The sequence below is a fragment of the Paraburkholderia sp. GAS333 genome (genome assembly GCF_050435665.1).
GTDB classification, from domain to species: Bacteria; Pseudomonadota; Gammaproteobacteria; order Burkholderiales; family Burkholderiaceae; genus Paraburkholderia; species Paraburkholderia fungorum_A.
The window spans coordinates 286,256-313,102 of record NZ_JBNDKS010000001.1; the positions used below are offsets into that span (position 1 = coordinate 286,256).

The 26,847-nt window shown below is 62.4% G+C and carries 23 protein-coding genes; 11 read left to right on the plus strand and 12 right to left on the minus strand.

From position 1 onward, the window contains the following. Positions 1-13: 13 nt before the first annotated feature. On the minus strand, positions 14-1,576 hold the full coding sequence (locus ABH945_RS01320; RefSeq protein WP_429249490.1) for a class I adenylate-forming enzyme family protein: 1,563 nt from the start codon (positions 1,574-1,576) through the stop codon (positions 14-16). Between the two features lie 287 nt (positions 1,577-1,863). Here ABH945_RS01320 and ybaK point away from each other — a divergent pair, with 287 nt between their 5' ends. Further along, complete coding sequence (gene ybaK, locus ABH945_RS01325) at positions 1,864-2,355, plus strand: Cys-tRNA(Pro) deacylase (RefSeq protein ID WP_429249491.1); 492 nt, start codon at positions 1,864-1,866, stop codon at positions 2,353-2,355. Positions 2,356-2,498: 143 nt separating this feature from the next. Further along, complete coding sequence (gene plsY, locus ABH945_RS01330; RefSeq protein WP_074765451.1) at positions 2,499-3,134, plus strand: glycerol-3-phosphate 1-O-acyltransferase PlsY; 636 nt, start codon at positions 2,499-2,501, stop codon at positions 3,132-3,134. Between the two features lie 60 nt (positions 3,135-3,194). Here plsY and ABH945_RS01335 read toward each other — a convergent pair whose 3' ends face one another. Then, entirely contained in the window at positions 3,195-3,680 is a 486-nt protein-coding gene (locus ABH945_RS01335; protein ID WP_028197943.1) for a YajQ family cyclic di-GMP-binding protein, read from the minus strand. A 196-nt stretch (positions 3,681-3,876) separates the two neighbouring features. Between ABH945_RS01335 and murB the strand changes: the two genes are divergently transcribed. Then, positions 3,877-4,938, plus strand: coding sequence for a UDP-N-acetylmuramate dehydrogenase (gene murB / locus ABH945_RS01340; RefSeq protein ID WP_429249492.1), 1,062 nt, complete (start codon positions 3,877-3,879; stop codon positions 4,936-4,938). Positions 4,939-5,313: 375 nt separating this feature from the next. Here murB and ABH945_RS01345 read toward each other — a convergent pair whose 3' ends face one another. Together ABH945_RS01345 and argF are read right to left on the minus strand one after the other, a co-directional pair. After that, a complete protein-coding gene (locus ABH945_RS01345) occupies positions 5,314-6,540 on the minus strand; it encodes an argininosuccinate synthase (RefSeq protein ID WP_074765447.1) in 1,227 nt (408 codons plus the stop codon). 234 nt (positions 6,541-6,774) lie between these two features. Then, positions 6,775-7,704 (minus strand): ornithine carbamoyltransferase, encoded by a 930-nt coding sequence (gene argF / locus ABH945_RS01350; RefSeq protein WP_074765444.1) that lies wholly within the window; start codon positions 7,702-7,704, stop codon positions 6,775-6,777. Between the two features lie 436 nt (positions 7,705-8,140). Between argF and ABH945_RS01355 the strand changes: the two genes are divergently transcribed. Continuing rightward, positions 8,141-8,482 carry a DUF3579 domain-containing protein gene (locus tag ABH945_RS01355; protein WP_074765442.1) on the plus strand — a complete coding sequence of 114 codons (342 nt, stop codon included), beginning with the start codon at positions 8,141-8,143 and terminating at the stop codon, positions 8,480-8,482. Positions 8,483-8,700: 218 nt separating this feature from the next. Here ABH945_RS01355 and rpsT read toward each other — a convergent pair whose 3' ends face one another. Beyond that, positions 8,701-8,979, minus strand: coding sequence for a 30S ribosomal protein S20 (gene rpsT / locus ABH945_RS01360; protein ID WP_074765441.1), 279 nt, complete (start codon positions 8,977-8,979; stop codon positions 8,701-8,703). Positions 8,980-9,528: 549 nt separating this feature from the next. Between rpsT and murJ the strand changes: the two genes are divergently transcribed. Continuing rightward, on the plus strand, positions 9,529-11,079 hold the full coding sequence (gene murJ / locus ABH945_RS01365) for a murein biosynthesis integral membrane protein MurJ (protein ID WP_074765439.1): 1,551 nt from the start codon (positions 9,529-9,531) through the stop codon (positions 11,077-11,079). Positions 11,080-11,084: 5 nt separating this feature from the next. Further along, positions 11,085-11,927: a SirB1 family protein gene (locus ABH945_RS01370; protein ID WP_429249493.1), complete on the plus strand. Its 843-nt coding sequence runs from the start codon at positions 11,085-11,087 to the stop codon at positions 11,925-11,927. A gap of 124 nt (positions 11,928-12,051) precedes the next feature. On the opposite strand, the gene ABH945_RS01375 is transcribed toward ABH945_RS01370, so the two are convergent. The 5 genes from ABH945_RS01375 to lpxK all read right to left on the minus strand — a co-directional run bounded on the left by ABH945_RS01375 (position 12,052) and on the right by lpxK (position 16,179). Next, positions 12,052-12,810, minus strand: coding sequence for a 3-hydroxyacyl-CoA dehydrogenase (locus ABH945_RS01375; protein WP_429249494.1), 759 nt, complete (start codon positions 12,808-12,810; stop codon positions 12,052-12,054). A 265-nt stretch (positions 12,811-13,075) separates the two neighbouring features. Beyond that, a complete protein-coding gene (gene adk, locus ABH945_RS01380) occupies positions 13,076-13,741 on the minus strand; it encodes an adenylate kinase (protein ID WP_074765435.1) in 666 nt (221 codons plus the stop codon). A gap of 214 nt (positions 13,742-13,955) precedes the next feature. Beyond that, positions 13,956-14,759 carry a 3-deoxy-manno-octulosonate cytidylyltransferase gene (gene kdsB / locus ABH945_RS01385; RefSeq protein ID WP_074765433.1) on the minus strand — a complete coding sequence of 268 codons (804 nt, stop codon included), beginning with the start codon at positions 14,757-14,759 and terminating at the stop codon, positions 13,956-13,958. Positions 14,760-14,978: 219 nt separating this feature from the next. Beyond that, positions 14,979-15,182 (minus strand): Trm112 family protein, encoded by a 204-nt coding sequence (locus ABH945_RS01390; protein WP_006050060.1) that lies wholly within the window; start codon positions 15,180-15,182, stop codon positions 14,979-14,981. Further along, positions 15,163-16,179 carry a tetraacyldisaccharide 4'-kinase gene (lpxK, locus tag ABH945_RS01395; protein WP_429249495.1) on the minus strand — a complete coding sequence of 339 codons (1,017 nt, stop codon included), beginning with the start codon at positions 16,177-16,179 and terminating at the stop codon, positions 15,163-15,165. Before lpxK ends, ABH945_RS01390 begins: the two co-directional genes overlap by 20 nt. A gap of 610 nt (positions 16,180-16,789) precedes the next feature. On the opposite strand from lpxK, the gene xseA reads away from it, so the two are divergent. The 3 genes from xseA (at position 16,790) to ABH945_RS01410 (ending at position 21,522) form a co-directional block, all read left to right on the plus strand. Then, on the plus strand, positions 16,790-18,169 hold the full coding sequence (gene xseA / locus ABH945_RS01400) for an exodeoxyribonuclease VII large subunit (RefSeq protein WP_429250348.1): 1,380 nt from the start codon (positions 16,790-16,792) through the stop codon (positions 18,167-18,169). 219 nt (positions 18,170-18,388) lie between these two features. Beyond that, a complete protein-coding gene (gene sodB / locus ABH945_RS01405; RefSeq protein ID WP_074765429.1) occupies positions 18,389-18,967 on the plus strand; it encodes a superoxide dismutase [Fe] in 579 nt (192 codons plus the stop codon). Between the two features lie 188 nt (positions 18,968-19,155). Beyond that, the gene (locus ABH945_RS01410; RefSeq protein WP_429249496.1) at positions 19,156-21,522 is read left to right on the plus strand and encodes a tetratricopeptide repeat protein; all 2,367 of its coding nucleotides are present in this window, start codon (positions 19,156-19,158) and stop codon (positions 21,520-21,522) included. Positions 21,523-21,621: 99 nt separating this feature from the next. Here the strand turns inward: ABH945_RS01410 and ABH945_RS01415 are convergent, their stop codons facing one another. Then, the gene (locus tag ABH945_RS01415) at positions 21,622-21,924 is read right to left on the minus strand and encodes a hypothetical protein (protein WP_429249497.1); all 303 of its coding nucleotides are present in this window, start codon (positions 21,922-21,924) and stop codon (positions 21,622-21,624) included. A gap of 356 nt (positions 21,925-22,280) precedes the next feature. Between ABH945_RS01415 and ABH945_RS01420 the strand changes: the two genes are divergently transcribed. Both ABH945_RS01420 and ABH945_RS01425 read left to right on the plus strand, forming a co-directional pair. Next, positions 22,281-22,832, plus strand: a complete 552-nt coding sequence (locus ABH945_RS01420; RefSeq protein WP_074765423.1) for a glycine zipper family protein — start codon at positions 22,281-22,283, stop codon at positions 22,830-22,832. 317 nt (positions 22,833-23,149) lie between these two features. After that, positions 23,150-24,976 carry a pyrrolo-quinoline quinone gene (locus ABH945_RS01425; RefSeq protein WP_429249498.1) on the plus strand — a complete coding sequence of 609 codons (1,827 nt, stop codon included), beginning with the start codon at positions 23,150-23,152 and terminating at the stop codon, positions 24,974-24,976. A gap of 351 nt (positions 24,977-25,327) precedes the next feature. Here the strand turns inward: ABH945_RS01425 and ABH945_RS01430 are convergent, their stop codons facing one another. After that, positions 25,328-26,794 carry an NYN domain-containing protein gene (locus ABH945_RS01430; RefSeq protein ID WP_429249499.1) on the minus strand — a complete coding sequence of 489 codons (1,467 nt, stop codon included), beginning with the start codon at positions 26,792-26,794 and terminating at the stop codon, positions 25,328-25,330. Positions 26,795-26,847 lie beyond the last annotated feature (53 nt).

Genomic DNA, 26,847 nt, shown 5'->3' on the forward strand with positions numbered 1-26,847 from the left:
CCAGACGCAGGCTTCAGATAAATTCGCGCAGCCGGTGCTTGAGAATCTTTCCCGTCGACGCAGCCGGCAACGCGGCAAGCACCTTCAGTTCGGCGGGCCGCTTGTACGGTGCAAGCCGCTCGCCGCACCACGCGATCAACTCAGCAGGCGTGACTGTCGCCCCGGCGGTCAACTCGACGAACGCGAGCACTTCTTCGTTACCCTCGACCGCGCGCCCGATCACTGCCGATTGCACCACTTGCGGATGCGCGTTCAGCACATGTTCGACTTCGGCCGGATACACGTTGAACCCCGAGCGGATGATCAACTCCTTGCTACGTCCGACGATATGCAGCGCGCCGTCGGCATCCTGCCGCGCGAGGTCGCCGGTTTTCAGCCAGCCGTCTTCGGTTACGGCCGCGCGTGTCTGCTCAGGACTGCGGTAGTAGCCGAGCATCACATTCGGACCGCGCACCCATAATTCGCCGATCTCGCCCGGCGCAGCTTCGACACCGTCGAGTCCGACAAACTTCACGTCGACGCCAGGAATCACTTCGCCGACCGAGCAATCGCTGCGCGGTGCGTCGAGCATCGTATGAGAAACCGTGGGACTGCTCTCGGTCATTCCGTAGCCGTTGTGCAGCGTCAGACCGTAGACGGATTCGACCTGCGCTTTCAGCGCGGCGTCGAGCGGTGAGCCGCCCGAGTACGCAAAGCGCAACTGCGGCGCGGACCACGCGTGGCCGTGCGTCTGCAGATGTTCGAGCAGCTTGGCGTGCATGGCCGGCACGCCCTGGAAGATCGACACGCGTTCGTCTGCGAGCGCGCGGCGCACGGCTTCCGGCGAGAAGCGCGGCGCCAGCCGCAAGGTCGCGCCCGCATGCAGGCTGCCCAGGCACACCGATGCAAAGCCGTACACGTGCGAGATGGGCAGCACCGCGTAGACGACATCGTCGGGACCGACTTTGCGCAGACGGCTCGACACGGCCGCGATGTACAGCAGATTGCGGTGCGACAGCATCACGCCTTTCGGCGCGCCGGTGGTGCCGGTGGTGTAGATGAGCGCGGCGCACTGGCGGTCGTTCGCGGCTTCGACGGGCTCGGCCTGCACGGCGTCGTCCACCGAATACGACCATGCGCCGATGTCCGGCGTGATGGCGGGCGCTTGAGTTGCCTGATGGCGTTGCGCGTGCTGCTGGGCATCGACGGAGCTTTCCACCGCATACGCGACCACGCGAGGTTGTGCGTGCGCCCGGATCGAATCGAGTTCGGCTGCGGAAAGCCGTGCGTTCGACACCAGCGCCCATGCATCGAGCCGCGCGGTCGCGAACAGCAACACGATCTGCACGATGCTGTTTTCCGCGACGATCATCACGCGATCGCCGCCGCGCACGCCCCATTCGCGCAGCAGCGCGGTGGCGGCGTCGACGGCTTGCAGCAGTTGCGCGCTGGTCAGGCGGCGCGCGTCCTCGATCAGCGCGACGTGTTGCGGATCGCGTGCGGCGGCGAATGCCGGAATGTCTGCGATGCGCGCGGGCAGACCGGCCAGCAGCGCGGGGATGTCGATGGTGGAACGGGTTCGTGAATCAATCTTCAATGCTGTCTCCTTGTCGACCCGAGTTAGCGCTTTAGCGCTTACTCGGGTCCCATGCCCTTGGCGGTCGACCCAGAGTTAGCGCTTTAGCGCTTACTCGGGTCCCATGCCCCGGCGGTCGACCCAGAGTTAGCGCTTTAGCGCTTACTCGGGTCCTCTCCGGCTACGATTCGATACCGGCATACAGTGCGCCGGAAAATTTATCGAACGATCGTGCCACAAGCGCCCACCCCGCACAATTGGCCGTTCGGCAAATAGCCGTTGCGCAAACTCGCCATTACAATGCGCCGATGAGCAAATCCAGACACGTCTCCGAAACGCCCGCCACGCAGTTCCTGCGCCGTCACGGCGTCACTTTCGGCGAGCATCCTTACGAGTATGTCGAGCACGGCGGCACCGGGGAATCGGCGCGCCAGCTCGGCGTGGACGAACATCATGTGGTCAAGACCCTCGTGATGGAAGACGAGCACGCCAAGCCGTTAATCGTGCTGATGCACGGCGACCGTACCGTCAGCACCAAGAACCTCGCGCGGCAGATCGGCGCGAAACGCGTCGAGCCGTGCAAGCCCGAGGTCGCGAACCGACACTCAGGGTATCTGATCGGCGGCACCTCGCCGTTCGGCACGCGCAAGCAAATGCCGGTGTATGTCGAGTCGACCATTCTGGAGATGGACAAGATCTGGCTGAACGGCGGGCGGCGCGGCTTTCTGGTCAGCATCCAGCCGAAGGTGCTGACCGACCTGCTGGCGGCGAAGGCGGTTCAGTGCGCGAGCGTCGATTGACGTTTGTCTGAATGTTTTCCGGGCGCGCACGTTGGGTAGAATGTGCGCCGCTTTGCGCCCTGTTGTCTGTCGGCGTTTCCTTTGCGGTCGACGTGTCGGGATTCTCCGAATGTCGGACCGCCGATCCTTATAAGAGTCCCCAGATGCAAAACCTGATCGTTGCTGTCGTTGCCTACCTGATCGGTTCGATTTCGTTCGCCGTCGTCGTAAGCGCTGCGATGGGCCTCGACGACCCGCGCTCGTACGGCTCGGGCAACCCCGGCGCCACCAACGTGCTGCGCAGCGGCAGCAAGAAAGCGGCGATCCTGACGCTGCTCGGCGACGCGTTCAAAGGCTGGCTGCCCGTGTGGTTCGTCGTGCACTTCGGCGCGCGTTACGGGCTCGACGACACGTCGGTCGCGATTGCGGCAATCGCAGTGTTTCTGGGCCACCTGTACCCGATTTTCTTCCGCTTCAAGGGCGGCAAGGGCGTGGCGACCGCGGCGGGCGTGCTGCTCGCGATCAACCCGATTCTCGGCGTCGCTACGTTGCTGACCTGGCTGATCGTCGCGTTCTTCACGCGTTATTCGTCGCTGGCCGCGCTGGCTGCCGCCGTGTTTGCGCCGATTTTCGATGCCTTTCTGTTTGGTCCGCACATCATCGCGCTGGCTATCGTGGCGATGAGTTCGCTGCTCGTTTGGCGCCATCGCGGCAACATTGCAAAGCTGGCGCGCGGGCAGGAAAGCCGGATCGGCGATAAAAAGAAGGCGAGCGCCCCAGCGGCAGGCAACGATCTGTGACGGTAGAGGGGCGCCGCGCGCCCCTCGTTGTCAGTTGCAGATACAGCAGAACTCGCAGACTCAGTCGCGGAAGTTATTGAAGTCGAGCGGCGTATCGGTCACGTCCTTGCGCAGCATCGCGATCACGCTTTGCAGATCGTCGCGCTTGCCGCCGGTAATCCGCACCGCGTCGCCCTGAATGCTCGCCTGGACCTTGATCTTGCTGTCCTTCACGAGGCGCACGATTTTCTTCGACAGATCGCCCGACACGCCTTTCTTGATCTTGATGACCTGCTTGACCTTGTCGCCGCCGATCTTCTCGATCTTGCCGTAGTCGAGGAAGCGCACGTCCACGTTGCGCTTGGCCATTTTCGACAGCAGTACGTCCTTTACCTGACCGAGCTTGAAATCGTCGTCCGCGTATGCGGTGATTTCGCTTTCCTTGTGCTCGACGCGCGCGTCCGACCCTTTGAAGTCGAAGCGCGTTGAGATTTCCTTGTTGGACTGTTCGATCGCATTCTTGACTTCGATCATGTCTGCTTCGCAGACGACGTCAAACGATGGCATTGCATTCTCCCAATAGTGCTGCGATGCGTGAGGCGGCCGGTCGGCTGCTCACGGGGCACTCGCTATAATCACGGACCGGACGTCATTTTACCGACGCCACTCCCTTTTGCCCAAGACCGCCGCGCAATGCCGCGCGGGCGAGGGCTGACCTGGCCTCGTTCGTGGTCTCTTTCGTCGTTTCATTGCTCTTATTCCGATGTCCCAATCCGATTCCGCCGCGTTCATTGCCGGCTATCCGCTGAAGGCGCACAACACCTTCGGCTTCGATGTCCGTGCGCAGTTTGCGTGCCGGATCGAACGCGAAGAGCAATTGATGGTCGCCGTGCGCGATCCGCGCGCCGCCGGCCTGCCGCGCCTCGTGCTGGGCGGCGGCAGCAATGTCGTGCTGACCGGCGACTTCGGCGGGCTGGTGCTGCTGATGGCGATGCGCGGCCGCGAGGTCGTACGCGAGGACGACGACGCGTGGTACGTCGAGGCAGCCGGCGGCGAGCCGTGGCACGAGTTCGTCGCGTGGACTTTGTCGCAGGGCATGCCCGGCCTGGAAAACCTTGCGCTGATCCCCGGAACGGTCGGCGCCGCGCCGATCCAGAATATCGGCGCATATGGGCTGGAAATGTGCGAGCGGTTCGCGTCGCTGCGGGCCGTGGAGTTGGCCACCGGCGAGGTCGTCGAACTCGACGCGCAGGCTTGCCAGTTCGGTTACCGTGACAGTTTCTTCAAGCGGGAAGGGCGCGAGCGCTTCGTGATCACGTCAGTGACGTTCCGCTTGCTAAAGGTCTGGCAGCCACGCGCCGGGTATGCGGATCTGGCGCGAGCACTGGCGGCAGGCGCTTCAGCCTCTGCTGCGCCGGGTTCAGATGACGCGCTGCCGACCGCGCAGGCTATTTTCGATGCGGTGGTAGCCGTGCGTCGCGCGAAACTGCCTGATCCGCTGGAGCTTGGCAATGCCGGGAGTTTCTTCAAAAACCCGGTCGTGGATGCCGCGCAGTTCGACGCGCTGAAGCTCCGGGAGCCGGAGGTCGTGTCTTATCCTCAGCCGGACGGCCGGGTGAAGCTCGCGGCGGGCTGGTTGGTCGACCGGTGCGGTTGGAAAGGCCTTGCGATGGGCGCGGCGGCGGTGCATGAGCGTCAGGCGCTGGTGCTGGTGAATCGCGGCGGCGCGAGCGGCGCGGAGGTTTTGGCGCTTGCGAAAGCGGTCCAGCGCGATGTGCTGGCGCGATTTGGGGTCGAGCTGGAAGCCGAGCCGGTCTGTTTGTGAGTTGCAGCGCGGGCGGCGTGGAACGAACCGGCGGCGCGCGCGGGGCTTCGAGCTTGGGTGTCAACGCCGCTTTTGTGCCGCGATGGGTGACGCCGTGATGTGCGTTCCGAATACAAGAGGCACGAAATCGGTGCCAACGGGCGCTGCGACGCCCAGTGGTCGTTCTGATCCTTGTTGTCGCTAACAACGGTGCCTCGCAGAGCGGAGGGAGCATGCTGACTCAGCGCGCCTGCATCGGCATGCAGCCGCCCGCTCCCGACCAGACATTTGTGCGGCGGCAATGAAAAAGGCGCCGGGAGTTTCCTCCCGGCGCCTTTTTCACGTTGTCGTTCGAGATCAGCCGCGCAACGTTAGCCCAATCTCAAACCAACTTCTTTAGTCACGCTGACGGCGTGCGTTCTCAGCAATCCGCATACGCAGCGCGTTCAGCTTGATGAACCCGCCAGCGTCAGCCTGGTTGTAAGCGCCGCCGTCGTCGTCGAACGTAGCGATCGTCTTGTCGAACAGCGTTTCCTTCGAATCACGCGCCACGACCGACACGCTGCCCTTGTACAGCTTCACACGCACCCAGCCGTTGACCTTTTCTTGCGTGTGGTCGATCAGCACCTGAATCGCGCGACGCTCCGGGCTCCACCAGTAGCCGTTGTAAATCAGCGACGCGTAGCGGGCCATCAGGTCGTCCTTCAGGTGAGCCACTTCACGGTCGAGCGTGATCGACTCGATGCCGCGGTGCGCCTTCAGCATGATCGTGCCGCCCGGCGTTTCATAGCAGCCGCGCGACTTCATGCCGACGTAACGGTTTTCGACCAGATCCAGACGGCCAATGCCGTGCTTGCCGCCCAAACGGTTCAGTTCGGTCAGCATTTCAGCTGCCGACAGACGCTTGCCGTTGATCGCAACCGGATCGCCGTGTTCGTACTCGATGTCGAGGTATTCAGCCTGGTCCGGCGCCTGTTCCGGCGACACGGTCCAACGCCACATATCGGCTTCGGCCTCGGCCTTCGGGTCTTCCAGGTGACGGCCTTCGAACGAGATGTGCAGCAGGTTCGCGTCCATCGAATACGGCGCGCCGCCTTGCTTGTGCTTCATTTCGATAGGAATGCCGGCCTTTTCTGCATACGCGAGCAGTTTTTCGCGCGACAGCAGATCCCATTCGCGCCACGGTGCGATCACCTTGATGCCGGGTTCGAGTGCGTAGTAGCCGAGTTCGAAGCGAACCTGGTCGTTACCCTTGCCGGTTGCGCCGTGCGACACCGCTTGCGCGCCGGTTGCGCGGGCGATTTCGATCTGGCGCTTCGCGATCAGCGGACGTGCGATCGACGTGCCCAGCAGGTATTCGCCTTCGTAAATCGTGTTCGCGCGGAACATGGGGAACACGTAGTCGCGCACGAATTCTTCGCGCAGGTCTTCGATGAAAATGTTTTCCTGCTTGATGCCGAGTTGCAGGGCTTTCTTGCGCGCCGGCTCCAGCTCTTCGCCCTGGCCGATGTCGGCCGTGAACGTGACGACTTCGGCGTCGTAGTTGTCCTGCAACCACTTCAGGATGACGGAGGTGTCGAGGCCGCCCGAATAGGCGAGCACGACTTTCTTGATATCGCTCATGGTGAACTCGTAGCTGGAAAAAGCGGGAAATCAGGCGCACCGGCGGGTCCGGAGCGCGGAAAAACGCTATTTTGACACTAAACCGCCGGGTGCCCGCGTTTTTGGGACAGTGCGGTGATGCAAGCCGGGTTCACTGGCAACCGTGGACTCCGGCTCGCTGCATGGCGCTGACGTGGACGCTTGCCTCGTAACCAAGGCCCCGTCGCGCTTCACGCAGGTGCTGGAAGGGCTCGCTCAGTGATTCAGCTTGCCGAGCAGCAGGAATTCCAGCAACGCCTTTTGCACGTGCAGACGGTTTTCCGCTTCGTCCCACACGACGCTCTGCGGACCGTCGATCACTTCAGCGCTGACTTCCTCGCCGCGATGGGCGGGCAGGCAATGCATGAAGAGCGCGTCGGAATTGGCGCGCGCCATCATGTCGGCGTCGACGCACCAGTCTGCGAAGGCTTTCTTGCGTGCTTCGTTTTCGGCTTCGAAGCCCATGCTGGTCCAGACGTCCGTCGTGACGAGGTCGGCGCCCGCGCAGGCCTCGTTCGGATCGTCGAACTCTTCGTAGAACGGCGCGCTCTCGGCGGCGACCATCGCGCGGTCGAGCTTGTAGCCCGGGGGCGTGGACAGGCGCAGTTTGAAGCCGAGAATTTGCGCAGCTTCGATCCACGTGTACAGCATGTTGTTGGCGTCGCCGACCCACGCGACCGTTTTGCCGCGAATCGGGCCGCGATGTTCGAAGAACGTGAAGATGTCCGCGAGCACCTGGCAGGGATGATATTCGTTGGTCAGCCCGTTAATGACCGGCACGCGCGAGTTCTCGGCGAAGCGCTCGATGATGTCCTGCCCATACGTGCGGATCATGATGATGTCGACCATGCGCGAAATGACTTGCGCAGCGTCTTCGATCGGTTCGCCGCGGCCGAGTTGCGTGTCGCGCGTGCTCATGAAGACGGCGTGACCGCCGAGCTGGAAGATGCCGGCTTCGAACGACAGGCGTGTGCGAGTCGAATTTTTCTCGAAGATCATCGCCAGCGTGCGGTCGTGCAGCGGGTGGTAGGTCTCGTAGTTTTTAAACTTGCGCTTGAGAATGCGTGCTCGTTCCAGCACGTATTCGTAGTCTTCCAGCGAGAAATCCTTGAACTGCAGATAGTGGCGAATTTTCTTGGCGGTCATGAAACAAATACGGCGGTCTCACCCGGCAGGATTGCCGGACGGCGCCGCCGTCGTTTGTGGTAACTCAATGCAGCATAAAGGATTTTGCCCCGTTTGACGAGTCGGCCAAAAGGCCGGGTAAGCAGGGTGAAAGCCTCGGAAGTGTGTCGGCCGGGGCTTGTGTGCGCTGCGGAAAAGGGTCCGCTGCGCTATAATCTGCCGGTTATCTCAAAGCCCGGCAGGCAGCTATTTTGCTTGCGGGACACGGCTCGCGCGGTTCGGAAAGTCTGCTCGCGGTGCGCCGTCATGACAAACGCCGGGGCGGCGTTCCGCTGGCCTCGGGCGGTTTCTGGCGGCACGATTCGCCATCGTGGCGTATGCGGCGAGTTCAGGCAGTTGAACCGGCTTGCCGCCGGCTTTGCCGTCATCCGCTGGGCAGTCACACAGGTATTCCTACATGGCCGAAGCACCAACCGAATATTTCATTCAGGGCATCACGTCGAAAGGAAAAAAGTTTCGGCCGAGCGACTGGTCGGAGCGGCTCGCGGGCGTGATGGCGTGTTTTGGTCCCGGCGCGAGAAAGGGGCCGAACGCCTACATGCAGTATTCGTTGTACGTGCGGCCCACCATGATCGGCGACCTGAAGTGTGTGATCCTCGATTCGCGCCTGCGCGATATCGAGCCCATGGCTTTCGATTTCGTCCTCAATTTTGCAAAAGACAACGACCTCGTCGTAACCGAGGCGTGTGAGCTGGAGCTCGAGCACGTCGCGCCGCGGGAAAAGCGGCATGTGATCTAAACCGGGTCCGCCCGGTTGGATCTGCAAAAGCAAAAACCCGCCAGAAGCGGGTTTTTTTGTGCCCGGAGCGAGGGCTCCAGGTGGGCGGTCTGTTGAGCTGCAATCCACTGGTCTCGTGGACCAGGCGGGCGCAAAGTCCCAAGCAAAAAAGCCCGCCGAGGCGGGCCTTTCTGTGCAGCGGAAACAGGAGTTAGCCCACCGAAGCGGGCCGACCGGAATTACTGAGCTGCGGCCGCTTGCAGACCCTTGATGGCTGCAGCGAGGCGGCTCTTATGGCGAGCTGCCTTGTTCTTGTGAACGATGTTCTTGTCGGCAATGATGTCGATGGTCTTCGACGATGCCTGGAAGATTTCAGCGGCCTTAGCCTTGTCGCCGGCGTCGATCGCCTTGCGAACAGCCTTGATAGCCGTGCGGAACTTCGAGCGCAGTGCCGAGTTGTGCGAGTTTGCCTTGGCGGCCTGGCGGGCGCGCTTGCGTGCTTGTGCGGAGTTTGCCATGACGGTTCCTTATCCTGTTCCTGTTTCCAGTACCTGACCTTCAAGTGGTGAGGTGCTGCTTTTAGATCCGAACTCTTGGAAGCGATTGCCCAAGAGCGCAAAAAGTGTCGAAAAATCGATCGAACTACGCGAAGGCGGGCTCGGATTTTCTTGGTGCCGGACGGTATTTAGCAGGGGGCGTGGTGCCAACCCGCGGTGTCCGCGATGTCATAAAACACCGCCCGAAAATTGAGCGAGCTCTTCGAAGCCGACGATTATAGCAACAAAATCAGGCACGTGGCAACGGGAAAGCTTGATGACCGCTCCGTCGCCCGTGTAGCGCGAGGTCCAGCGACGTGCAAGAGGAGTGGGGAGCCGCTGTGGTGCGGGCGAGGCGCTGATCATGCCCCCAAGCACTGGTTGGGTTGGTACGCTTGCCGAGGCAATCCCCGAAAAGCCGCAAAAAACGGCGTAGACCGTAAATCCAATCGAACGTCTGTGCAGCAAATCGGTCCGAATCGCGTCCCGGCTCGTCGTCCGCACTTGCGGCACCCGTATAATAAGCGCCCCATGAATCTACTCCGAGCCTTGCTGACGGTCAGCGGCTTCACGCTGCTGTCGCGCGTGACCGGACTGGCCCGCGAAACGCTGATCGCTCGTGCGTTCGGCGCCAGTCAATTTACTGACGCGTTCTACGTCGCCTTCCGTATTCCCAATCTGCTGCGCCGTATTTCCGCCGAGGGCGCGTTCTCGCAGGCCTTCGTGCCGATCCTCGCCGAGTTCAAGAACCAGCAGGGTCATGACGCCACCAAGGCACTCGTCGACGCCACCTCGACCGTGCTGGCCTGGGCGCTGGCCGTGCTGTCGGTGATCGGCGTGCTGGGCGCGTCCGGCGTGGTGTTCATCGTGGCCTCGGGGCTCGCGCATGAAGGCCACGCGTACGCGCTCGCCGTCACGATGACGCGCATCATGTTCCCGTACATCATTTTCATTTCGCTGACGTCGCTGGCGTCGAGCGTGCTGAATACGTACAAGAGCTTCTCGTTGCCCGCGTTCGCGCCGGTGCTGCTGAACGTGGCGTTCATCCTCGCTGCGGTGTTCGTCGCGCCGCGTCTGCAAACGCCGGTCTACGCGCTCGCGTGGGCGGTGATCGTCGGCGGGCTGTTGCAGTTTCTGGTGCAGTTGCCGGGGCTGAAGAAGATCGACATGGTGCCGCGCATCGGCTGGAATCCCTTGCGGGCGCTCGCGCATCGCGGCGTCAAGCGGGTGCTGTCGAAGATGGTGCCGGCCATGTTCGCCGTGTCGGTTGCGCAGATCAGCCTGATCATCAACACGAATATCGCGTCGCGCATCGGCCCCGGCGCGGTCTCGTGGATTAACTACGCCGACCGTCTGATGGAATTCCCGACCGCGCTGCTGGGTGTCGCGCTCGGTACGATCCTGCTGCCGAGTCTGGCCAAGGCGCACGTCGACGCCGATCCGCACGAATATTCGTCGCTGCTCGACTGGGGGCTGCGGGTGACGTTCCTGCTGGCCGCGCCGAGCGCGGTCGCGCTGTTCTTCTTTGCCGAGCCGCTAACGGCCGTGCTGTTCCACTACGGCAAATTCGACGGCCATTCGGTCGTGATGGTAAGCCGCGCGTTGGCCGCCTACGGCGTCGGGCTGATCGGCCTGATCCTGATCAAGATTCTCGCGCCGGGCTTCTACGCGAAGCAGGACATCAAGACGCCGGTGAAGATCGGCATCGGCGTGCTGATCGTGACGCAGTTGAGCAACTACGCGTTCGTGCCGATGTTCGCGCACGCGGGCTTGACGCTGAGCGTCGGGCTCGGCGCTTGCGTCAACGCGTTGCTGCTGTTTCTTGGTCTGCGCAAGCGCGGCATCTATATGCCGTCGAATGGCTGGCTGAAATTCTTCGTGCAGTTGCTGGGCGCCTGTCTAGTGCTGGCGGGCGTGATGAGGTGGCTGGCAATCAGTTTTGACTGGATCGCCATGCACGATCAGCCGCTCAACCGGATCGTGCTGCTGGGCGCGTGCCTCGTGCTGTTCGCCGCGCTATATTTCGGTATGCTTTGGCTGATGGGCTTCAAGTACGCGTATTTCAAAAGGCGAGTGAAGTGATCACGATGACGCGAGTTCTCGACTATTTCAGCACGCTCGTGGCCGAAGACGAAAGTCTGCCGTTGACCGAAGCGGCGCTTTCGCTCGCACAGGACGCTTATCCCGATCTCGATCTGCAAGCCACGCTGGCCGAGATCGACGAACTCGTGCTGCGCCTGCAACGACGCATCCCGGAGAACGCCGATCCCAGGCAGAAGGTCGGCATTCTGAACCGGTTCTTCTTCCGCGAGCTGGGTTTTGCCAGCAATCTCAACGACTATTTCGACCCCGATAACAGTCATCTGAATGTCGTGCTCAAGCGTCGTCGCGGCATTCCGATTTCGCTGGCGGTGTTGTATCTGGAGATGGCCGAGCAGATCGGCATTCCGGTACGCGGCGTGTCGTTCCCCGGGCATTTCCTGTTGCGCGTCACGACGCCCGACGGCGACGTGATGCTCGACCCGACCAGCGGTCATTCGCTGTCCGAGTCGGAGATGGTCGACATGCTGGAGCCGTATGTGGCGTCGGCGGGGGAGTCGGTGAGCAGGGCGCTGCGGATGCTGCTGCAACCGGCCACGAGTCGCGAAATCCTCACGCGGATGTTGGGTAATCTCAAGGCGACCTATCTCGAGACCGAGCGGTGGCAGCGCCTGCTGGCTGTTCAGCAGCGTCTCGTAATTCTGTTGCCGGACAATATCGAAGAAGTGCGCGATCGTGGTTTTGCGTATGCGCGCCTCGATTATCTGCGGCCCGCGCTCGAAGACCTCGAAAACTATCTCGGCGACCGTCCCGATGCGGAAGACGCGATGGTGGTGGAGTCGCAATTGCACGAGTTGCGTCAGCGGACCCAGCAGGACGATCGCGACTAGTCGCGCGAGGCTTTCAACGCGCAAAGCCGCGCACGCACCAAAATGAAACGCCTGCTCATGATCGATTCATGAGCAGGCGTTTTTGCATTGGCGCCTTATGAGCCGAGCCGAGCGGGCACGGCAATTACTTTGGCTGCATCCGTATCGCCCCGTCCAGACGAATCACTTCGCCGTTCAGCATCGGGTTGTCGAAAATCTGCTTGGCCAGCATTGCGTATTCGGCTGGTTTGCCTAGGCGCGGCGGGAACGGCACCATTGCCCCGAGAGCGTCCTGCACTTCCTGCGGCATGCCGAGCAGCATCGGTGTTTCGAAGATGCCAGGGGCGATCGTCATCACGCGGATCGCGTTGCGCGACAGGTCGCGTGCAATCGGCAACGTCATGCCGACCACGCCGCCTTTGGATGCCGCGTAGGCCGCCTGGCCGATCTGCCCGTCATAGGCCGCCACCGACGCCGTGTTGACGATCACGCCGCGCTCGCCGTTCGCATTCGGCTCGTTCTTCGACATGGCCGCGGCGGCGAGCCGGATCATGTTGAAGGTGCCGATCAGATTGATCGAGATGGTGCGCACGAACGAGTCGAGCGGATGCGGGCCGTCTTTGCCGACCGTCTTGACCGCGGGCGCAATGCCCGCGCAATTGATCAGCCCGCGCAGTGTGCCGAGCTTGACGGCGGCTTCCACGGCCTGGGTTGCGTCGTCTTCGCGGCTCACGTCGCATTTGACGAACACGCCACCGAGTTCCTTCGCGAGCGCCTCGCCAGCGTCCTGATTCAGGTCGGCCAGCACCACCTTGCCGCCGTTCTCGACGAACAGGCGAGCTGTGGCGGCGCCGAGACCCGATGCACCGCCGGTGATCAGGAACACATTGTCACGAATCTCCATCTCTTCTCCTTTGCTACGGTTGTTCAGTCGTGGCCAGATCGAATATTTTTTCGATAGTCGATTGTAGCGGCTGTGTTGCGATGCAGAAAGCGAGCGATCGGAGCGCGGAATGCGGAGCGCTGCCGATACGGAGGTCTAATTAAAGTTGAGCTTATGGCGTCAAAAAATGGCGGCACGTGCATTTGAGGTGCATCGCCTGTCGCATGCGGCAATAAAAAAACCCGCCAGCATGGGCGGGTTTTTTTGTCGAACAAAACCGGAGGGATTACTTCAGCGCGTCGAAAGCGCGTTCACGAATTTCGTCGACGCTGCCGAGGCCCGAAATGCGACGGTATTGCGGTGCTTTCAACGAAGTCGCCGTATCGCCGTTCTTTGCCCAGCCGTTGTAGTAGTCGATCAGCGGCTTGGTTTGCGCTTCATAGACTTGCAGGCGTTTCTTGACCGTTTCTTCCTTGTCGTCGTCGCGCTGGATCAGCGGCTCGCCGGTCACGTCGTCAACGCCTTCGACTTTCGGCGGATTGAACTTGACGTGGTACGTGCGGCCCGACGCTGCGTGCGAGCGGCGACCGCTCATACGCACGATGATTTCGTCAAACGGAACGTCGATTTCCAGCACGTAATCGATCGCAACGCCCGCCTGCTTCATCGCTTCCGCTTGCGGAATGGTGCGCGGGAAACCGTCGAACAGATAACCGTTCGCGCAATCGGCCTGCTGCAGACGTTCCTTCACCAGGTTGATGATGAGTTCGTCCGTGACCAGCTCGCCGGCGTCCATAAAACGCTTGGCTTCGAGGCCCAGCGGCGTGCCTGCCTTGACGGCCGCGCGCAGCATGTCACCGGTGGAAATCTGCGGAATACCGAATTTTTCCTTGATGAAGTTTGCCTGAGTGCCCTTACCCGCGCCGGGTGCACCCAAAAGGATCAAACGCATGTGATATCTCCAGATCTATGTGAATTCTTTGAAGACGCTGCAGCCATCCGGCGATTCGCCGAGGGACCCGCATCGACTGCCGTTCGACTCTCGCGCTGCACGTCGAAACACGACGGCGCTGCAGGAGAAAACCGGCGCGACCGGGGCAAACCCTGACGCTCGCTTGTTGTAGGAGGCGCGCACAACCGTCCGATTATGCCATGGGTTTTTGCGGTCAAGACCCGAATAAAGCCCTTACGCGCGCGAGATCGGCGGGGGTGTCGACGCCAGGGAGCGGCACGTCCTGGGTGACAAGCACGGCAATTCGCTCGCCATGCCACATCGCGCGCAACTGTTCGAGCGCTTCGACCTGCTCGATCGGCGAGATTGCGAGAGTGGGGTACGTGCGCAGAAATTGCGCACGATACGCATACAGCCCGATGTGCCGGTGAACCACCGCCGGAGCAGGCGGCGCGGGCATCGACGCGACATTGGGCCAGTGCGGCTGATAAGCGTCGCGAGCCCAGGGAATCGGCGCGCGCGAGAAATACAGCGCTACGCCGCGAGCGTCCAGCACGACCTTGACGACATTCGGGTTGAAGATTTCGGCGGGGTCGACGATCGGGTGCGCGGCGGTAGCGATCGCGCAACCGCTGCTGGCTGCAAGGTGCGACGCCACGCCGCATACGAGGGCCGGGTCGATCAGCGGTTCGTCGCCCTGCACGTTGACGACGATCGTGTCGTCGCTCCAGCCGAACTGCGCGGCGACTTCCGCGAGACGGTCGGTGCCCGACGGGTGATCGGCGCGCGTCAACACGGCTTCGAAGCCGTGGTCGCGGGCGGCGTCGAGCACTTCTTGCGCGTCGGACGCGACCAGCACCTGCTGTGCGCCCGATTCGCGTGCGCGTTCGGCGACCCGCACCACCATCGGCTTGCCGCCAAGGTCCGCGAGCGGCTTGTTAGGCAGACGCGTCGAAGCGAGCCGGGCCGGTACGACGGCGATGAACGGGGGGGCGGTGGTGGAGTTGGCTTGAGTCATCGGCGAGATGAGCAGGGAGGTGATCGGGAAGAACGGCGGAAAGACGGATCGCGGTGAAGCCGTGTCAAACGACCCGGCAGACAGCGCGGGCGCGTACGGCTACGACGGCAAACGACGGAGAAACGAACGGTGGATCAACGCACGCGGCTTAACGAAGCGAAAGAGGCGTCGCGTCATTTCTGCGAACGCCGTTTCGTATCGCCTCGCGTATCGACCGGCTCAGGCCACCGAGCCCGGATTCAGGTCGACCGGCGTGCCTTCGACAGTCTGCCGCGCTTCGTCGACGAGCATGACGGGAATGCCGTCGCGGATCGGATATGCGAGCTTGTCGGCGTTGCAGATCAGCTCCTGGGCGGAACGGTCGTAGCTGAGCGGGCCCTTGCAGATCGGGCAGACGAGAATTTCAAGCAGGCGAGCGTCCACGGACTTTCTCCACAACTAATGCGATGAGGCGATGATCGAGCGCGGCTTCGACCGGGACAACCCAGATGCGCGCATCGTGCCAGGACCCTAATTTTACCGCATCCTTTTCCGTTATCAGGATCGCGTCGGCGTCCACGTCGGTGAAAGGATTGCGCTCGAACGCGTAGTGGTCGGGCAGCGCGCGCGTAGCGGGGGTGAGGCCGGCAGCGCGCAGCGTCGCGAAAAAGCGCTCTGGCGAGCCGATGCCGGCCGCGGCTAGCACTCGGTCGCCGCTGAATTGCGCAAGCGGACGGCGCAGCGCCGGGTTATCCAGATGCCACGCCTCGGCGGGCGCGAGTTGCAGCGCGAACGTATTCGGCCAGGCGGGCAGCGAGCGCGCGTAGGGATCGTTGATCAGCGTCGCGTCGCGGCGGCGCGACAGCGGCTCGCGCAACGGACCCGCCGGCAGCAGAAAACCGTTGCCGCCGAGCCGGTGATCGAACACCACCAGCTCAGCGTCGCGCGCGAGGCGGTAGTGTTGCAGGCCGTCGTCGCTGACGATCACGTCGACGTCGCGATGCCTGGCGCGTAGCGCCTGTGCAGCGGCCACGCGGTCCGGGCAGACCCACACAGGCGCGCCGGTGCGCCGCGCGATCAGCAAGGGTTCGTCGCCGCCGACGGTCGCCGCCGACGTCGCCGTGACCGGTGTCGGCCCCTTCACGCGCGCGCCGTAGCCGCGCGACACCACGCCGGGCGTGAAGCCCGCGGCGCGCAACGCCTCGACCAGCGCGATCACGGTCGGCGTCTTGCCGGTGCCACCGACTGTCACGTTGCCGACCACCACCACCGGCACGCCAACGCGCACCGATTTCAGCCAGCCCAACGAAAACGCGGCGCGGCGCGCGGCGGCAATCGTACCGAACACACACGCGAGCGGCGACAACGCCCACGCGAGCGGTCCGCGCTGTTGCCATTCACGCGCGAGGCGTGCTTCGAGGCGGTCGTTGAATTCGCTCATGGGCGAGCCATGCGAACAGACGGCGCACTTCGGGCCGATACTCGGGCCGAAACAGAAGGACAACTCGCCGGCGTGGAGGCGCCATGCGCAATACGCGGGGTCTGCATCAACGCGGTTCTCCGGACAATCGAAAAGTAGGGCGAAAAATGAGGCAACCAGGGCTTGAACGAGGACGTCGGTATTTTGACGCCCGACGCTCGCATGCAGTGTGCCGCAATGGCAGGTTTCGCGGGCGTCTGGCATGCCGTGGAACCCGCCACTCTAGCGCGCGGGCGTCCGGCCCGGCAAGTCGTGGCACAGAGGAGGCGCGGCGCTTCGGGACTGTCCGCGCTAACCGCAGCCTGTGGATAACTTTGTGGAGAACCTCCCATTCGAGGGGCCGAGAGGGCCGTTCCGGGCGCTCCGGATCGGTAAGGCTTCTCATTGGCGGAATATAAACTCCATATAAATCAATGGGATGCTTCGAATTCATGCGCCCTGGCGGGCGATTTGGCGGACTTCGCCTGGCGACTCCCGCCATGTGGACACTTTTAACAATTCAGCGGACAAGCTGGACGCGGATGGCCGCTCGGTCTATCGTCTGTCCGGCCAGTCACAGATACTCCCTCGCATGAATCCCGAAAGCCCTTTTGCTTCGTCGGCCGCGCCCGGCGGTGAAGTCGTCGTTCCCGTTTCCGCGCTCAACCGCGCAATCGGCTCGATGCTCGAACGCTCGTTTCCGCTCGTGTGGGTGGCGGGCGAAGTGTCCAATTTCACGCGCGCCGCGAGCGGTCACTGGTATTTCTCGATCAAGGACGCGCAGGCGCAAATGCGTTGCGTGATGTTCCGCGGACGAGCGCAATACGCCGAATTCACGCCGCGCGAAGGCGACCGCATCGAAGTGCGCGCGCTGGTCACGATGTACGAGCCGCGCGGCGAATTGCAACTGAATGTGGAAGCGGTGCGCCGTACGGGCCAAGGGCGTCTTTACGAAGCGTTCCTGCGGCTGAAGGCGCAGCTCGAAGCCGAGGGGCTTTTTGCCGCCGAGCGCAAGCGCGCGCTGCCGACGCATCCGCGAGCGATTGGCATTGTCACGTCGCTGCAGGCCGCCGCGCTGCGCGACGTGCTGACCACGCTGTCGCGCCGCGCGCCGCATATTCCGGTGATCGTTTATCCGGCGCCCGTGCAGGGCGTAGGCGTCAGCGGCAAGCTCGCGGCGATGGTCGACGCAGCCAATGCGCGGCGTGAAGTCGACGTGCTGATCGTATGCCGTGGCGGTGGCTCGATCGAAGACTTATGGGCATTCAACGAAGAAGTGCTGGCGCGGGCGATTGCGGAGAGTGCGATTCCGGTAGTGAGCGGCGTCGGTCACGAAACCGATTTCACGATCGCCGACTTTGCCGCCGACGTGCGCGCGCCGACACCGACCGGCGCGGCCGAACTCGTCAGCCCGCAACGCGTGCTGCTGTTGCGCGAACTCGACCAGCGGCACGCCACGCTCGCGCGCGGTTTCGGTCGAATGATGGAGCGGCGCGCGCAGCAACTCGACTGGCTTGCGCGCCGGCTCGTGTCGCCCGCGGAACGTCTCGCGCGACAACGCACGCATTTGCAGCAACTGAGCGTGCGGCTCGGGTCCGCCGGCGCGCGTCCCGTGCGCGATGCAAGAGCGCGGTTTTCGCTGCTGCAGATGCGCTGGCAACGCTGGCGTCCCGATCTCGCCGCGCATCGGGCGAAGCTCGGCAATCTCGCGCAACGTCTCGACGCGGCATTGTTACGCCAGCATGAACGTCAGCTTGCACGTGTCGACTCGCTTGCTGCACGGCTTGAAGTGCTGAGTCCGCAGCGGACGCTGGAGCGCGGTTACGCCGCCGTGCTCGATGCGCAAAACGGCCGCGCGGTGCGCGCGCCGTCGTCGTTGAAGCCGGGGCGGCGCCTGACCGTGCATCTCGCCGAGGGCTCGGCCGACATCGCACTGGCCGACGTGCAAGCGCGTCTTACCGACGGTTTCTGACACTTTGCCGACGACCTGAGCACGCCCGATCCGCACACGTGACAAAGCAGGCACACGACGTGCGGATACCCTCGAATACGCTTCATGCACGGCTCGTTTACCGATGCCGGGCATAAAGTCCGTTGGTTTGCGGGGTTATTCCAACTCGCCTACAATCGAGTGCTCAAAAGCGTTATCCGCAAACTCCCCCACAACAGATACAGACACAAGGAAAGCACCATGGAACATACGCTCCCGCCGCTGCCGTTCGCGAAAAACGCTCTCGTCCCGCACATGTCGGAAGAGACGCTCGAGTTTCACTATGGCAAGCACCACCAGACCTATGTGACCAACCTGAACAATCTGATCAAGGGCACGGAGTTCGAAAACCTGTCGCTCGAAGAGATCGTCAAGAAGTCGTCGGGTGGCGTGTTCAACAACTCGGCTCAAGTGTGGAACCACACGTTCTTCTGGAACAGCCTGTCGCCGCAAGGTGGCGGTGCTCCGACCGGCGCACTGGCTGACGCGATCAACGCCAAGTGGGGTTCGTTCGACAAGTTCAAGGAAGAATTCGCCAAGACCGCAGTCGGCACGTTCGGCTCGGGCTGGGCATGGCTGGTGAAGAAGGCTGACGGTTCGCTCGACCTGGTGTCGACGAGCAACGCTGCTACGCCGCTGACCACCGACGCAAAGGCACTGCTGACGATCGACGTGTGGGAACACGCGTACTACATCGACTATCGCAATGCGCGTCCGAAGTTTGTTGAAGCGTACTGGAACATCGTCAACTGGGAATTCGCGTCGAAGAACTTCGCGTGAGATCGACGGTTGCGTGTCTCGCGTGACGGCTGACTTTCACGCAGGCGCCAACGGCTGGCAACAGCAGTAGTACGACAGAAAGCCCTCACATGTGAGGGCTTTCTGTTTTTCTGGTCCGCGATAATGGCTGGATGAGTCAACCGTAGCGCGACGCCTGGTCGATTAATAGCAACACAGTCAGGGACACGATGGACCGCAATCAGATTCTGGAACTCGCGATGGCACGGCACCTCGCGGGCGCGTTCGGCGAAGCGCGCGAACTGTACGAAAACGCGCTCGCCATCGAACCGGGCGACGCCAATGTGATGTTCCGTCTCGGCGTGCTCGACATGCAGACGGGTGCCCACGACAGCGCGCTCCGCTGGCTCGACCAGGCGTGTAAGCTCGTTCCCGATAACGCGAAATACCACTTCGTTCGCGGCCATGTGCTGACCGCTGCGCAACGTCTGGACGAAGCGATTGGCGCGTACCGGCAATCGCTCGCAGTCGACCCGGCTTCCGCCGACGTGCTGTGCGCATTGGCGTCGGCGTTGCAGTCGAGCGCCGACTATCCTGCCGCCATCGAAGCCTATACGGCAGCGCTCGCACTCGAACCCGCGCACGCCGACGCGCTCAACAATCTGGCCAACTGTCACCGTCAGCAGGGCGACACGAAGGCCGCTGAAGCTGCGTATCGACGTGCGCTTGAATTGCATCCCGACGACGCCAATGCGCTCACCAATCTTGGTACGCTGCTCGAATCAGGCGATCGTCAGGAGGAAGCGCTTGCATTGCTGGAAGCGGCGGTGCGTGCGGCTCCCGCGTCGGCTTACGCGCTGGTGAATCTTGGCGTCGCGCTTCAGCAGCGGGGCGACCCCGCAGAGGCTGCCGGACTGCTCACGCGTGCGTTGGAGTTGGACCCGGCGGTTCCCGAAGCGGCCTACAACCTGGCCAACGCGCTGCACGCGCTCGGCAGGCGGCGTGAAGCCGCGCTTCACTATCAAAAGGCGATCGCGCAAACACCCACGCACGCGGATGCCCATAACAATCTGGGCATCGTCTATCAGGAATCGGGCGCGCACGACGAGGCGGAGCGCGCGTTCGATACGGCGATCCGCTTGCGTCCCGGCTTCGTGGCGGCGCTCAACAATGCCGCGACGCTCAAGCGCACGCTTGGGCATGTTGCTGAAGCCGAGGCTCATCTGCGAGAAGCGTTGAGTGTCGATCCCACGCACTCCGTCACGCATAACAATCTGGGCAATGTGCTGAAGGACCAGGGGCGGCTCGACGATGGTATCGACAGCTATCGGCTAGCGCTCGCGAGCGACCCGGACAACGTGATCGCGCACAGCAATCTCGCGTATGGGCTGAGTTTTCAGGCGGAGCATCCGCAGGCTGTGCTGGACGAATGCCTACGCTGGTCCGAGCAACATGAGATGCGTTATCTCGACACCCATCAACCGCATGCGAACGATGCAACGCCGTCGCGGCGTTTGCGTATCGGCTACGTGTCGCCGGATTTCCGCGACCATTGTCAGACGTTGTTCACGTTGCCGCTGCTGTCGCATCACGATCACGCGCAATTCGAGATCTACTGTTATGCCAGCGTGACGCGGCCCGACGATCTGACACAGCGCGTCGCGTCGCACGCCGACGTTTGGCGCGATGTGCGCGAACTCGACGACGCGCGGCTCGCGCAAGTTATCCGCGATGACTGCATCGACATCCTGATCGATCTGACCATGCATATGGCGGACGGCCGGCCGTTGCTGTTCGCGCGGAAACCCGCGCCGGTGCAGATTGCGTGGCTGGCCTATCCTGGAACGACCGGCATGCGCTCAATCGATTACCGGCTGACCGATCCGTGGCTCGATCCCACCGGAACGGATGACCAGTACAGCGAAACTTCGATCCGTCTGCCTGATTCGTTCTGGTGCTACGACCCGCTGACGGACACGCCGACGGTCAACGCGTTACCCGCGCTAACCAATGGGTATCCGACGTTCGGCTGTCTGAACAACCCCTGCAAGCTGAGCGACGCGACGTTCAGGATGTGGGGCGGTGTGATGCGCGAAGTGAAGGACGCGCGACTGCTGCTGATGGCGCCGGATGGCCCGGCTCGCGTGCGTCTGATCGAGCGGCTCGGCGCAATGGGAATCGATGCCGGACGAATCTCTTTCACTCCCTTCCAGCGCCGCGCAGAGTATCTGCGCACCTATCACCGGATCGATGTCGGCCTCGACACGTTCCCGTACAACGGCCATACGACCAGCCTCGATTCGTACTGGATGGGCGTGCCGGTCGTTACGCGGGTAGGCGAAACGGCGGCCGGGCGCGCCGGGCTGAGCCAATCGGCAAATATGGGACTGCGGGATCTGGTTGCCGAAAGCGATGAACGGTTTGTCGAGATCGCAGTTGGACTGGCGCGGGATCTAACTCGATTGAGCGGACTACGAGCGGGCTTGCGCGCACGCCTCGAAGCGTCGCCGTTGATGAACGGCATGCGCTTTGCTGAGCATGTGGAGAAGGTGTATCGCGACGTGTGGGCGCGGCGGTGTCGTCAGACCTGCACCTGACCAAAAGTTTGTCACAGTTGGTAACTGAGCCATTCGTCCGCAGTCGTGGTTGGCTGTTTGCGCTTGGGGCCGTTTATGCAGGCGTACTGTCTGGCCGGTTCAGGGCTGCGTAGACGCCGTGCCGTCCGAATCCTGAGTCCCCGACATTTTTCCATGCCGATGCCCCCGGCCTCCGCCGTTCGACTTTGGCGAGCTTGCTGCCACGGCGGGTGCAGGCGGATGGTTGATGTACTGGAAATTGTCCGAGATGGCGGCGGTGGTGCTGGAGAAGTTCGTGGCCGGATGCTGGATCACGTCGCTCTGGACGGCCTGATCCGCTTGGGCGAAAGCCGGCGAGGCACAGATCAAGGAGGACAAGGACGCGACGCAAGCCGCGCGTACAGCGAAAACTAGCCGGTTCATTGAGTCATCCTTTGTTTCGTTGACGGCCGCCGACGTGGGGCGCAACACGCATGGGCGGCTTATGGCACAGGTCGTCGGAAATCGGGTTTCGCGCGTCGCGGCGAGCGGTTCGTGCAGCATTTTTTGCCACCTGGCTCGCAGCGAGTTTAGGCGGCCTGATGCAGAATTTGATTGCCGCCGCACTTACAAGCGTTACCCGATATAACGCAAACGAGAGCGTCGGCGATTCGGGTATGCTCGCGGCTCGTGCGGCCCACGTGCGCGGTGCAGCAATAAACTTTCTGTAACGATCCAGTAACCACGAACCGGGCCGATTGGCCTAACGTTTGAATTCCGATCCTCTGAAGCGCACCAGTATGATTTCCAGCACTAAATCCATCAGTCTTGCGATACCGGCCGTCATCGTTGCGCTCGCGCTCGGCGGCTGCGCGGTGGCACCGCCCAGCGGTCCGAGCATTGTCGCGCTGCCGCACAGCGGCGAGACGCTCGGCCAGTTCCAGCAGAACGACTATGCATGCCGCGACTACGCGAACCGCTCGACGGACCCGAACGGCACGGCGTCGCAGGCAGCCACCACCAACAGCGTCAACAGCGCGGCACTCGGTACGCTCGGCGGCGCGGCAATCGGCGCGCTGATCGGCGCTGCCGCTGGCAACGCGGGTGCGGGAGCGGCAATCGGCGCAGGCAGCGGCTTGCTGATCGGCGGCTCGAACGGCGCCAACAGCGCGCAATATTCCGCAGCGGGCTTGCAATCCCGCTACGACACCGCTTACGCACAATGCATGACGTCGAAGGGTGAGACGATCCAGCCGCGCGGTTACTACGCCGCGCCGCAACCGGTTTATGTTGCGCCGCAGCCGTATTACGCTCCGCCGCCGCCGGTCATGTACGCGCCGTATCCGTACTAAATCTGCATTGATCCGCATTTGTCGGCATTAGTTGGCAATTAGTCAGCGGAAAGATCTGCATATTCGCTTCGCTGTACGCCGTTTCGAAAGCCCGGCAACGCGCTGTAAAGATTCCGTCATCTCTGGCGTAAACACGCGACAGGATGGCGACAGCGCCGTCAGCAAAGGGCGTAGGTTTGGATGGAGTGTGTGACCGCCGCTGGTCGGCGGTCTTGCACGGTCAGCAACATCCAGCTTATCCCTGCCTGCACGCGACGTTTTTACTCCGCCACTCGACGCGGAGCGCGCCCGGCACGGTGCAAAAAAACGAGGCGATTATGTGGAGACCCAGAACCGGCACATCTGATCCGAGTGTGGCGACGCGGGTGTGCGCGTGGCTGTCCATAGCGTTGATCGTCTCAGTGTTCGTGTCGTGCGGGGGCGGCTCGGGTTCTGGCGGTTCGGCCGGCTCGTCGTCGGGTTCGGGAGGTGGCAGCGGAGCCAGCAATCCCACTGGTGGGTCGACCAGCGGCACAGGAACCTCGTCGACGGGCTCCGGCCGCAGCGGTAGCGGGACGACTACCGGCACGGGCAGCGGCACTGGCACCGGTTCTTCCGGAAGCGCTGGCGGTTCGGGCGGATCATCCACGTCAACGATCGTTTTTGCCACCGATGTTCTGACGCATCACAACGATCTCGCACGCACCGGTCAGATGCTCGCCGAGACATCACTGACTCCTACCAACGTCAATTCCGCCAGCTTCGGTAAAGTCGCGTTTCTTGCCGCCGACGGCAAGGTCGACGGACAGCCGCTGTTCGTCACCAGTCTGTCGATTGGCGGTGCGTCGCACGATGTGGTCTACGTCGTCACCGAGCACGATAGCGTCTACGCATACGACGCCAGCACCTTCGCGCAGCTATGGAAGGTCTCGCTGGTCGGCAGCGGCGAAACACCGAGTGACGACCGGGGCTGCCAGGACATCACGCCTGAAATCGGCATTACGTCGACGCCGGTGATCGACCGCAATCGCGGCACGAATGGCGTGCTCTATGCCGTCGCGATGACGAAGGACGCTAGCGGCGGCTACCACCACCGACTCCATGCGCTCGATCTCGCCACCGGCGCCGAGGTGCTTGGCGGTCCGACGGAAATCGCGGCCACTTTCCCCGGCAATGGCGCGGGAAGTGTCAACGGTGTGATCACGTTCAATCCGTCGCTGCATTCGGTGCGCGCCGCGCTCACGCTGGTCGGAGGAACCGTTTATATGGGCTGGACGGCGCACTGTATGTCGGGCGCATATAACGGCTGGCTGATGGGATATAGCGCCGACACGCTCAAACAGACCAGTGTGCTGAACGTGGCGCCGAACGGCAGCCAGGGATCGGTCTGGATGGCGGGCTCGGGGATGGCATCGGATGGCACCTCGCTCTACGTCGTGGACGGCAACGGCACGTTCGGCACCACGCTGAATGCGCAAGGATTTCCCGTCGATGGCGACTACGGCAACTCGCTGATGAAGCTGTCATTGAGCAATTTGCAGGTGACCGATTATTTCGCGATGGACAACGTCGTCGCCGAGGCCGCCGCCGACAATGACTTCGGCTCGGGTGGCGTGATGTTGCTGCCGGATCAGACGACCGCGAACGGTGTCGTAAAACATCTCGCGGTGGCGGCGGGTAAAGACAACCTGATCTATGTTGTCGATCGCGATTCGATGGGCAAATTCAATCCGACCACCAACAATATCTGGCAGGAGTTGATCGGTACGCTGGCGGGCGGTATCTGGGGATCACCGGCTTACTACGCGGGCGTGGTGTATTACGGTGGCTTGAACGACAACCTGAAGGCGTTGCCGGTCACGGGGGCGCTGTTGGCGACGACCGCCGCGTCGAAAAGTCCGACGACGTTTGCCTACCCCGGTGCGACGCCGGCGGTGTCGGCGAACGGCGCGAGCAACGCAATCGTGTGGGCCGCAGAAAACGGCACAACCGGCGCTTTGCATGCTTACGAAGCGAGCAATCTCGCACGCGAGTTGTACAACAGCAACCAGGCCGGAACGCGGGATCAGTGGGGTGCGGGCAATAAATTCATTACGCCGATGATCGCGCGAGGAAAGGTTTATGTGGGCGCGACCAATGGGGTGGCGGTGTTTGGATTGTTGTGAGGGTTGTAGGGCGGGAGTGGATCGCAGCGGGTGGGAGAGGGCAGGGAGTTGGTCGCCCGGACCGCGCAACATGAGCATCAAGCAGGTGATGCGCAGGCCAGAGGTGGCGAAGCAAACATGCTTCGCTGCCACGTTTTCTAAGGTCTGGTGGGCAGCGCACGAGCGCCAGCCGTTATGCCGTTCGGCTTACTCAGCAACGACCCACGTCACCTTGGCCGACCGTACAAGCCCTCTTCATTGCGAATGGGGCCTTACCTATTGATGCCGCCCCTAGTTCCGCACTCACATTGCGACGACCGCCGCTGACTTTCTCTTGCTGTCGACATAAATCACGCAATGTGAGCCGCTTTACTATGAGTCGCTCGCTGTGGCTGCCTTGCGCGGACGCCGGCTTCGCGGCGCGGCTTTTCGCGCGGCCTTCTTTGCGGCAACCGGAGCCTCCTGCACATCGTTCGACGGCGCGGTCGGCTCAGCAGGCACGGCGATCTCGGGTATTTCATCGATTGATCGCGGCGCGCTTTTCTTCGCTTTCTTCGCGGCTGTTTTGCGCGGTGCTCTTGTTTTGCGACGTTCAGCGGGCTTGTCGTCTGCTTCCTGGTGCTCTTCGCTCCCAGCGGGGAGCGCTCCGGCGATGGCGTTCTCCGATTCAACCGCGCCTCGTTCTGGCGCGAATGAAGAGGCTTCCGACGCTACCGAAGCCGCATCCGGTTGTTCGAAAACAGGCTCGCTGGTAGACCAATCCTGCTCATACCGTTCGCTTTCCCCCGGTTGAACGTCGATCGCCTGCTCGGCGATGGTCCGCTCGTCGTGAACGGCTTCCTGCTGGCCACGGCCTTGCTTGCGATTGCCACGGCCACGGCGCCGAGGCTCATGCTTGGCAACTGTCTCGGCCACCACTGCCTCAGCAACCTGCGTTTCATACAACTGCTCGGTCGATTCGGCCTCGACCGGCTCATTCATATTCTCGCCCGCAGCACTCGCAGCGTTACTCCGATACACATACGCACCCGACTTCTCATCACGGCCAAATTCGAGCAGCCCACGCGCGTGCGCTTCTTCGAGCAGATTGCCGAACGCGCGGAAACCGTAGTACGTCTCGTTGAAGTCCGGCTTCCGACGCTTGATCGCGTTCTTCAGCACCGACGCCCAGATCTTGCCGCTGTCGCCGCGCTCCGACGCAAGCGCGTCGAATGTTTGAACTGCAATTTCGACCGCTTTGGTGCGCCGCTTTTCCAGGTCGTCTTTGTGACGGGGCTTCTCCTCGCCCGGCGTGCGTTTGGCCGCCTGCTGAGCATCTTTGGGCGGACGCGTGGATTCCCGTTTGGCGACCGCCCGCTGGCTTTCGCGCACGAGGTCGTCGTAAAAAAAGAATTCGTCGCAATTCGCGATCAGCAGATCCGACGTGGATTGCTGCACGCCCACGCCGATCACCTGTTTGGCGTTTTCGCGAAGCTTCGACACCAGCGGCGAAAAGTCCGAATCGCCGCTGATAATCACGAACGTATTGACGTGAGACTTCGTGTAGCAGAGGTCGAGTGCATCGACCACGAGCCGGATGTCGGCGGAATTCTTGCCCGATTGGCGAACGTGCGGAATTTCGATCAATTCGAAATTGGCCTCGTGCATCGCGCCTTTAAAACTTTTGTAGCGGTCCCAGTCGCAGTAGGCTTTTTTCACGACAATGCTGCCCTTGAGCAACAGACGTTCGAGCACCAGCTTGATATCGAACTTGTCGTACTTCGCGTCGCGCACGCCTAGCGCGACATTTTCGAAGTCGCAGAATAGCGCCATGCTGACGGTTTCGTTGGATGACGCCATGTATATCTCCATTGAAGCGATCGTCGAACTCGACGAATCGCGACCATGATAGC

Excerpts from the sequence above, each read along its gene's own strand:
- ybaK (WP_429249491.1), top strand. The coding sequence starts at position 1,864 with ATGAGCAAATCCAGACACGTCTCCGAAACGCCCGCCACGCAGTTCCTG.
- plsY (WP_074765451.1), top strand. The coding sequence starts at position 2,499 with ATGCAAAACCTGATCGTTGCTGTCGTTGCCTACCTGATCGGTTCGATT.
- ABH945_RS01335 (WP_028197943.1), bottom strand. The coding sequence starts at position 3,680 with ATGCCATCGTTTGACGTCGTCTGCGAAGCAGACATGATCGAAGTCAAG.
- murB (WP_429249492.1), top strand. The coding sequence starts at position 3,877 with ATGTCCCAATCCGATTCCGCCGCGTTCATTGCCGGCTATCCGCTGAAG.
- ABH945_RS01345 (WP_074765447.1), bottom strand. The coding sequence starts at position 6,540 with ATGAGCGATATCAAGAAAGTCGTGCTCGCCTATTCGGGCGGCCTCGAC.
- argF (WP_074765444.1), bottom strand. The coding sequence starts at position 7,704 with ATGACCGCCAAGAAAATTCGCCACTATCTGCAGTTCAAGGATTTCTCG.
- ABH945_RS01355 (WP_074765442.1), top strand. The coding sequence starts at position 8,141 with ATGGCCGAAGCACCAACCGAATATTTCATTCAGGGCATCACGTCGAAA.
- rpsT (WP_074765441.1), bottom strand. The coding sequence starts at position 8,979 with ATGGCAAACTCCGCACAAGCACGCAAGCGCGCCCGCCAGGCCGCCAAG.
- murJ (WP_074765439.1), top strand. The coding sequence starts at position 9,529 with ATGAATCTACTCCGAGCCTTGCTGACGGTCAGCGGCTTCACGCTGCTG.
- ABH945_RS01370 (WP_429249493.1), top strand. The coding sequence starts at position 11,085 with ATGACGCGAGTTCTCGACTATTTCAGCACGCTCGTGGCCGAAGACGAA.
- ABH945_RS01375 (WP_429249494.1), bottom strand. The coding sequence starts at position 12,810 with ATGGAGATTCGTGACAATGTGTTCCTGATCACCGGCGGTGCATCGGGT.
- adk (WP_074765435.1), bottom strand. The coding sequence starts at position 13,741 with ATGCGTTTGATCCTTTTGGGTGCACCCGGCGCGGGTAAGGGCACTCAG.
- kdsB (WP_074765433.1), bottom strand. The coding sequence starts at position 14,759 with ATGACTCAAGCCAACTCCACCACCGCCCCCCCGTTCATCGCCGTCGTA.
- lpxK (WP_429249495.1), bottom strand. The coding sequence starts at position 16,179 with ATGAGCGAATTCAACGACCGCCTCGAAGCACGCCTCGCGCGTGAATGG.
- xseA (WP_429250348.1), top strand. The coding sequence starts at position 16,790 with ATGAATCCCGAAAGCCCTTTTGCTTCGTCGGCCGCGCCCGGCGGTGAA.
- sodB (WP_074765429.1), top strand. The coding sequence starts at position 18,389 with ATGGAACATACGCTCCCGCCGCTGCCGTTCGCGAAAAACGCTCTCGTC.
- ABH945_RS01410 (WP_429249496.1), top strand. The coding sequence starts at position 19,156 with ATGGACCGCAATCAGATTCTGGAACTCGCGATGGCACGGCACCTCGCG.
- ABH945_RS01415 (WP_429249497.1), bottom strand. The coding sequence starts at position 21,924 with ATGAACCGGCTAGTTTTCGCTGTACGCGCGGCTTGCGTCGCGTCCTTG.
- ABH945_RS01420 (WP_074765423.1), top strand. The coding sequence starts at position 22,281 with ATGATTTCCAGCACTAAATCCATCAGTCTTGCGATACCGGCCGTCATC.
- ABH945_RS01425 (WP_429249498.1), top strand. The coding sequence starts at position 23,150 with ATGTGGAGACCCAGAACCGGCACATCTGATCCGAGTGTGGCGACGCGG.
- ABH945_RS01430 (WP_429249499.1), bottom strand. The coding sequence starts at position 26,794 with ATGGCGTCATCCAACGAAACCGTCAGCATGGCGCTATTCTGCGACTTC.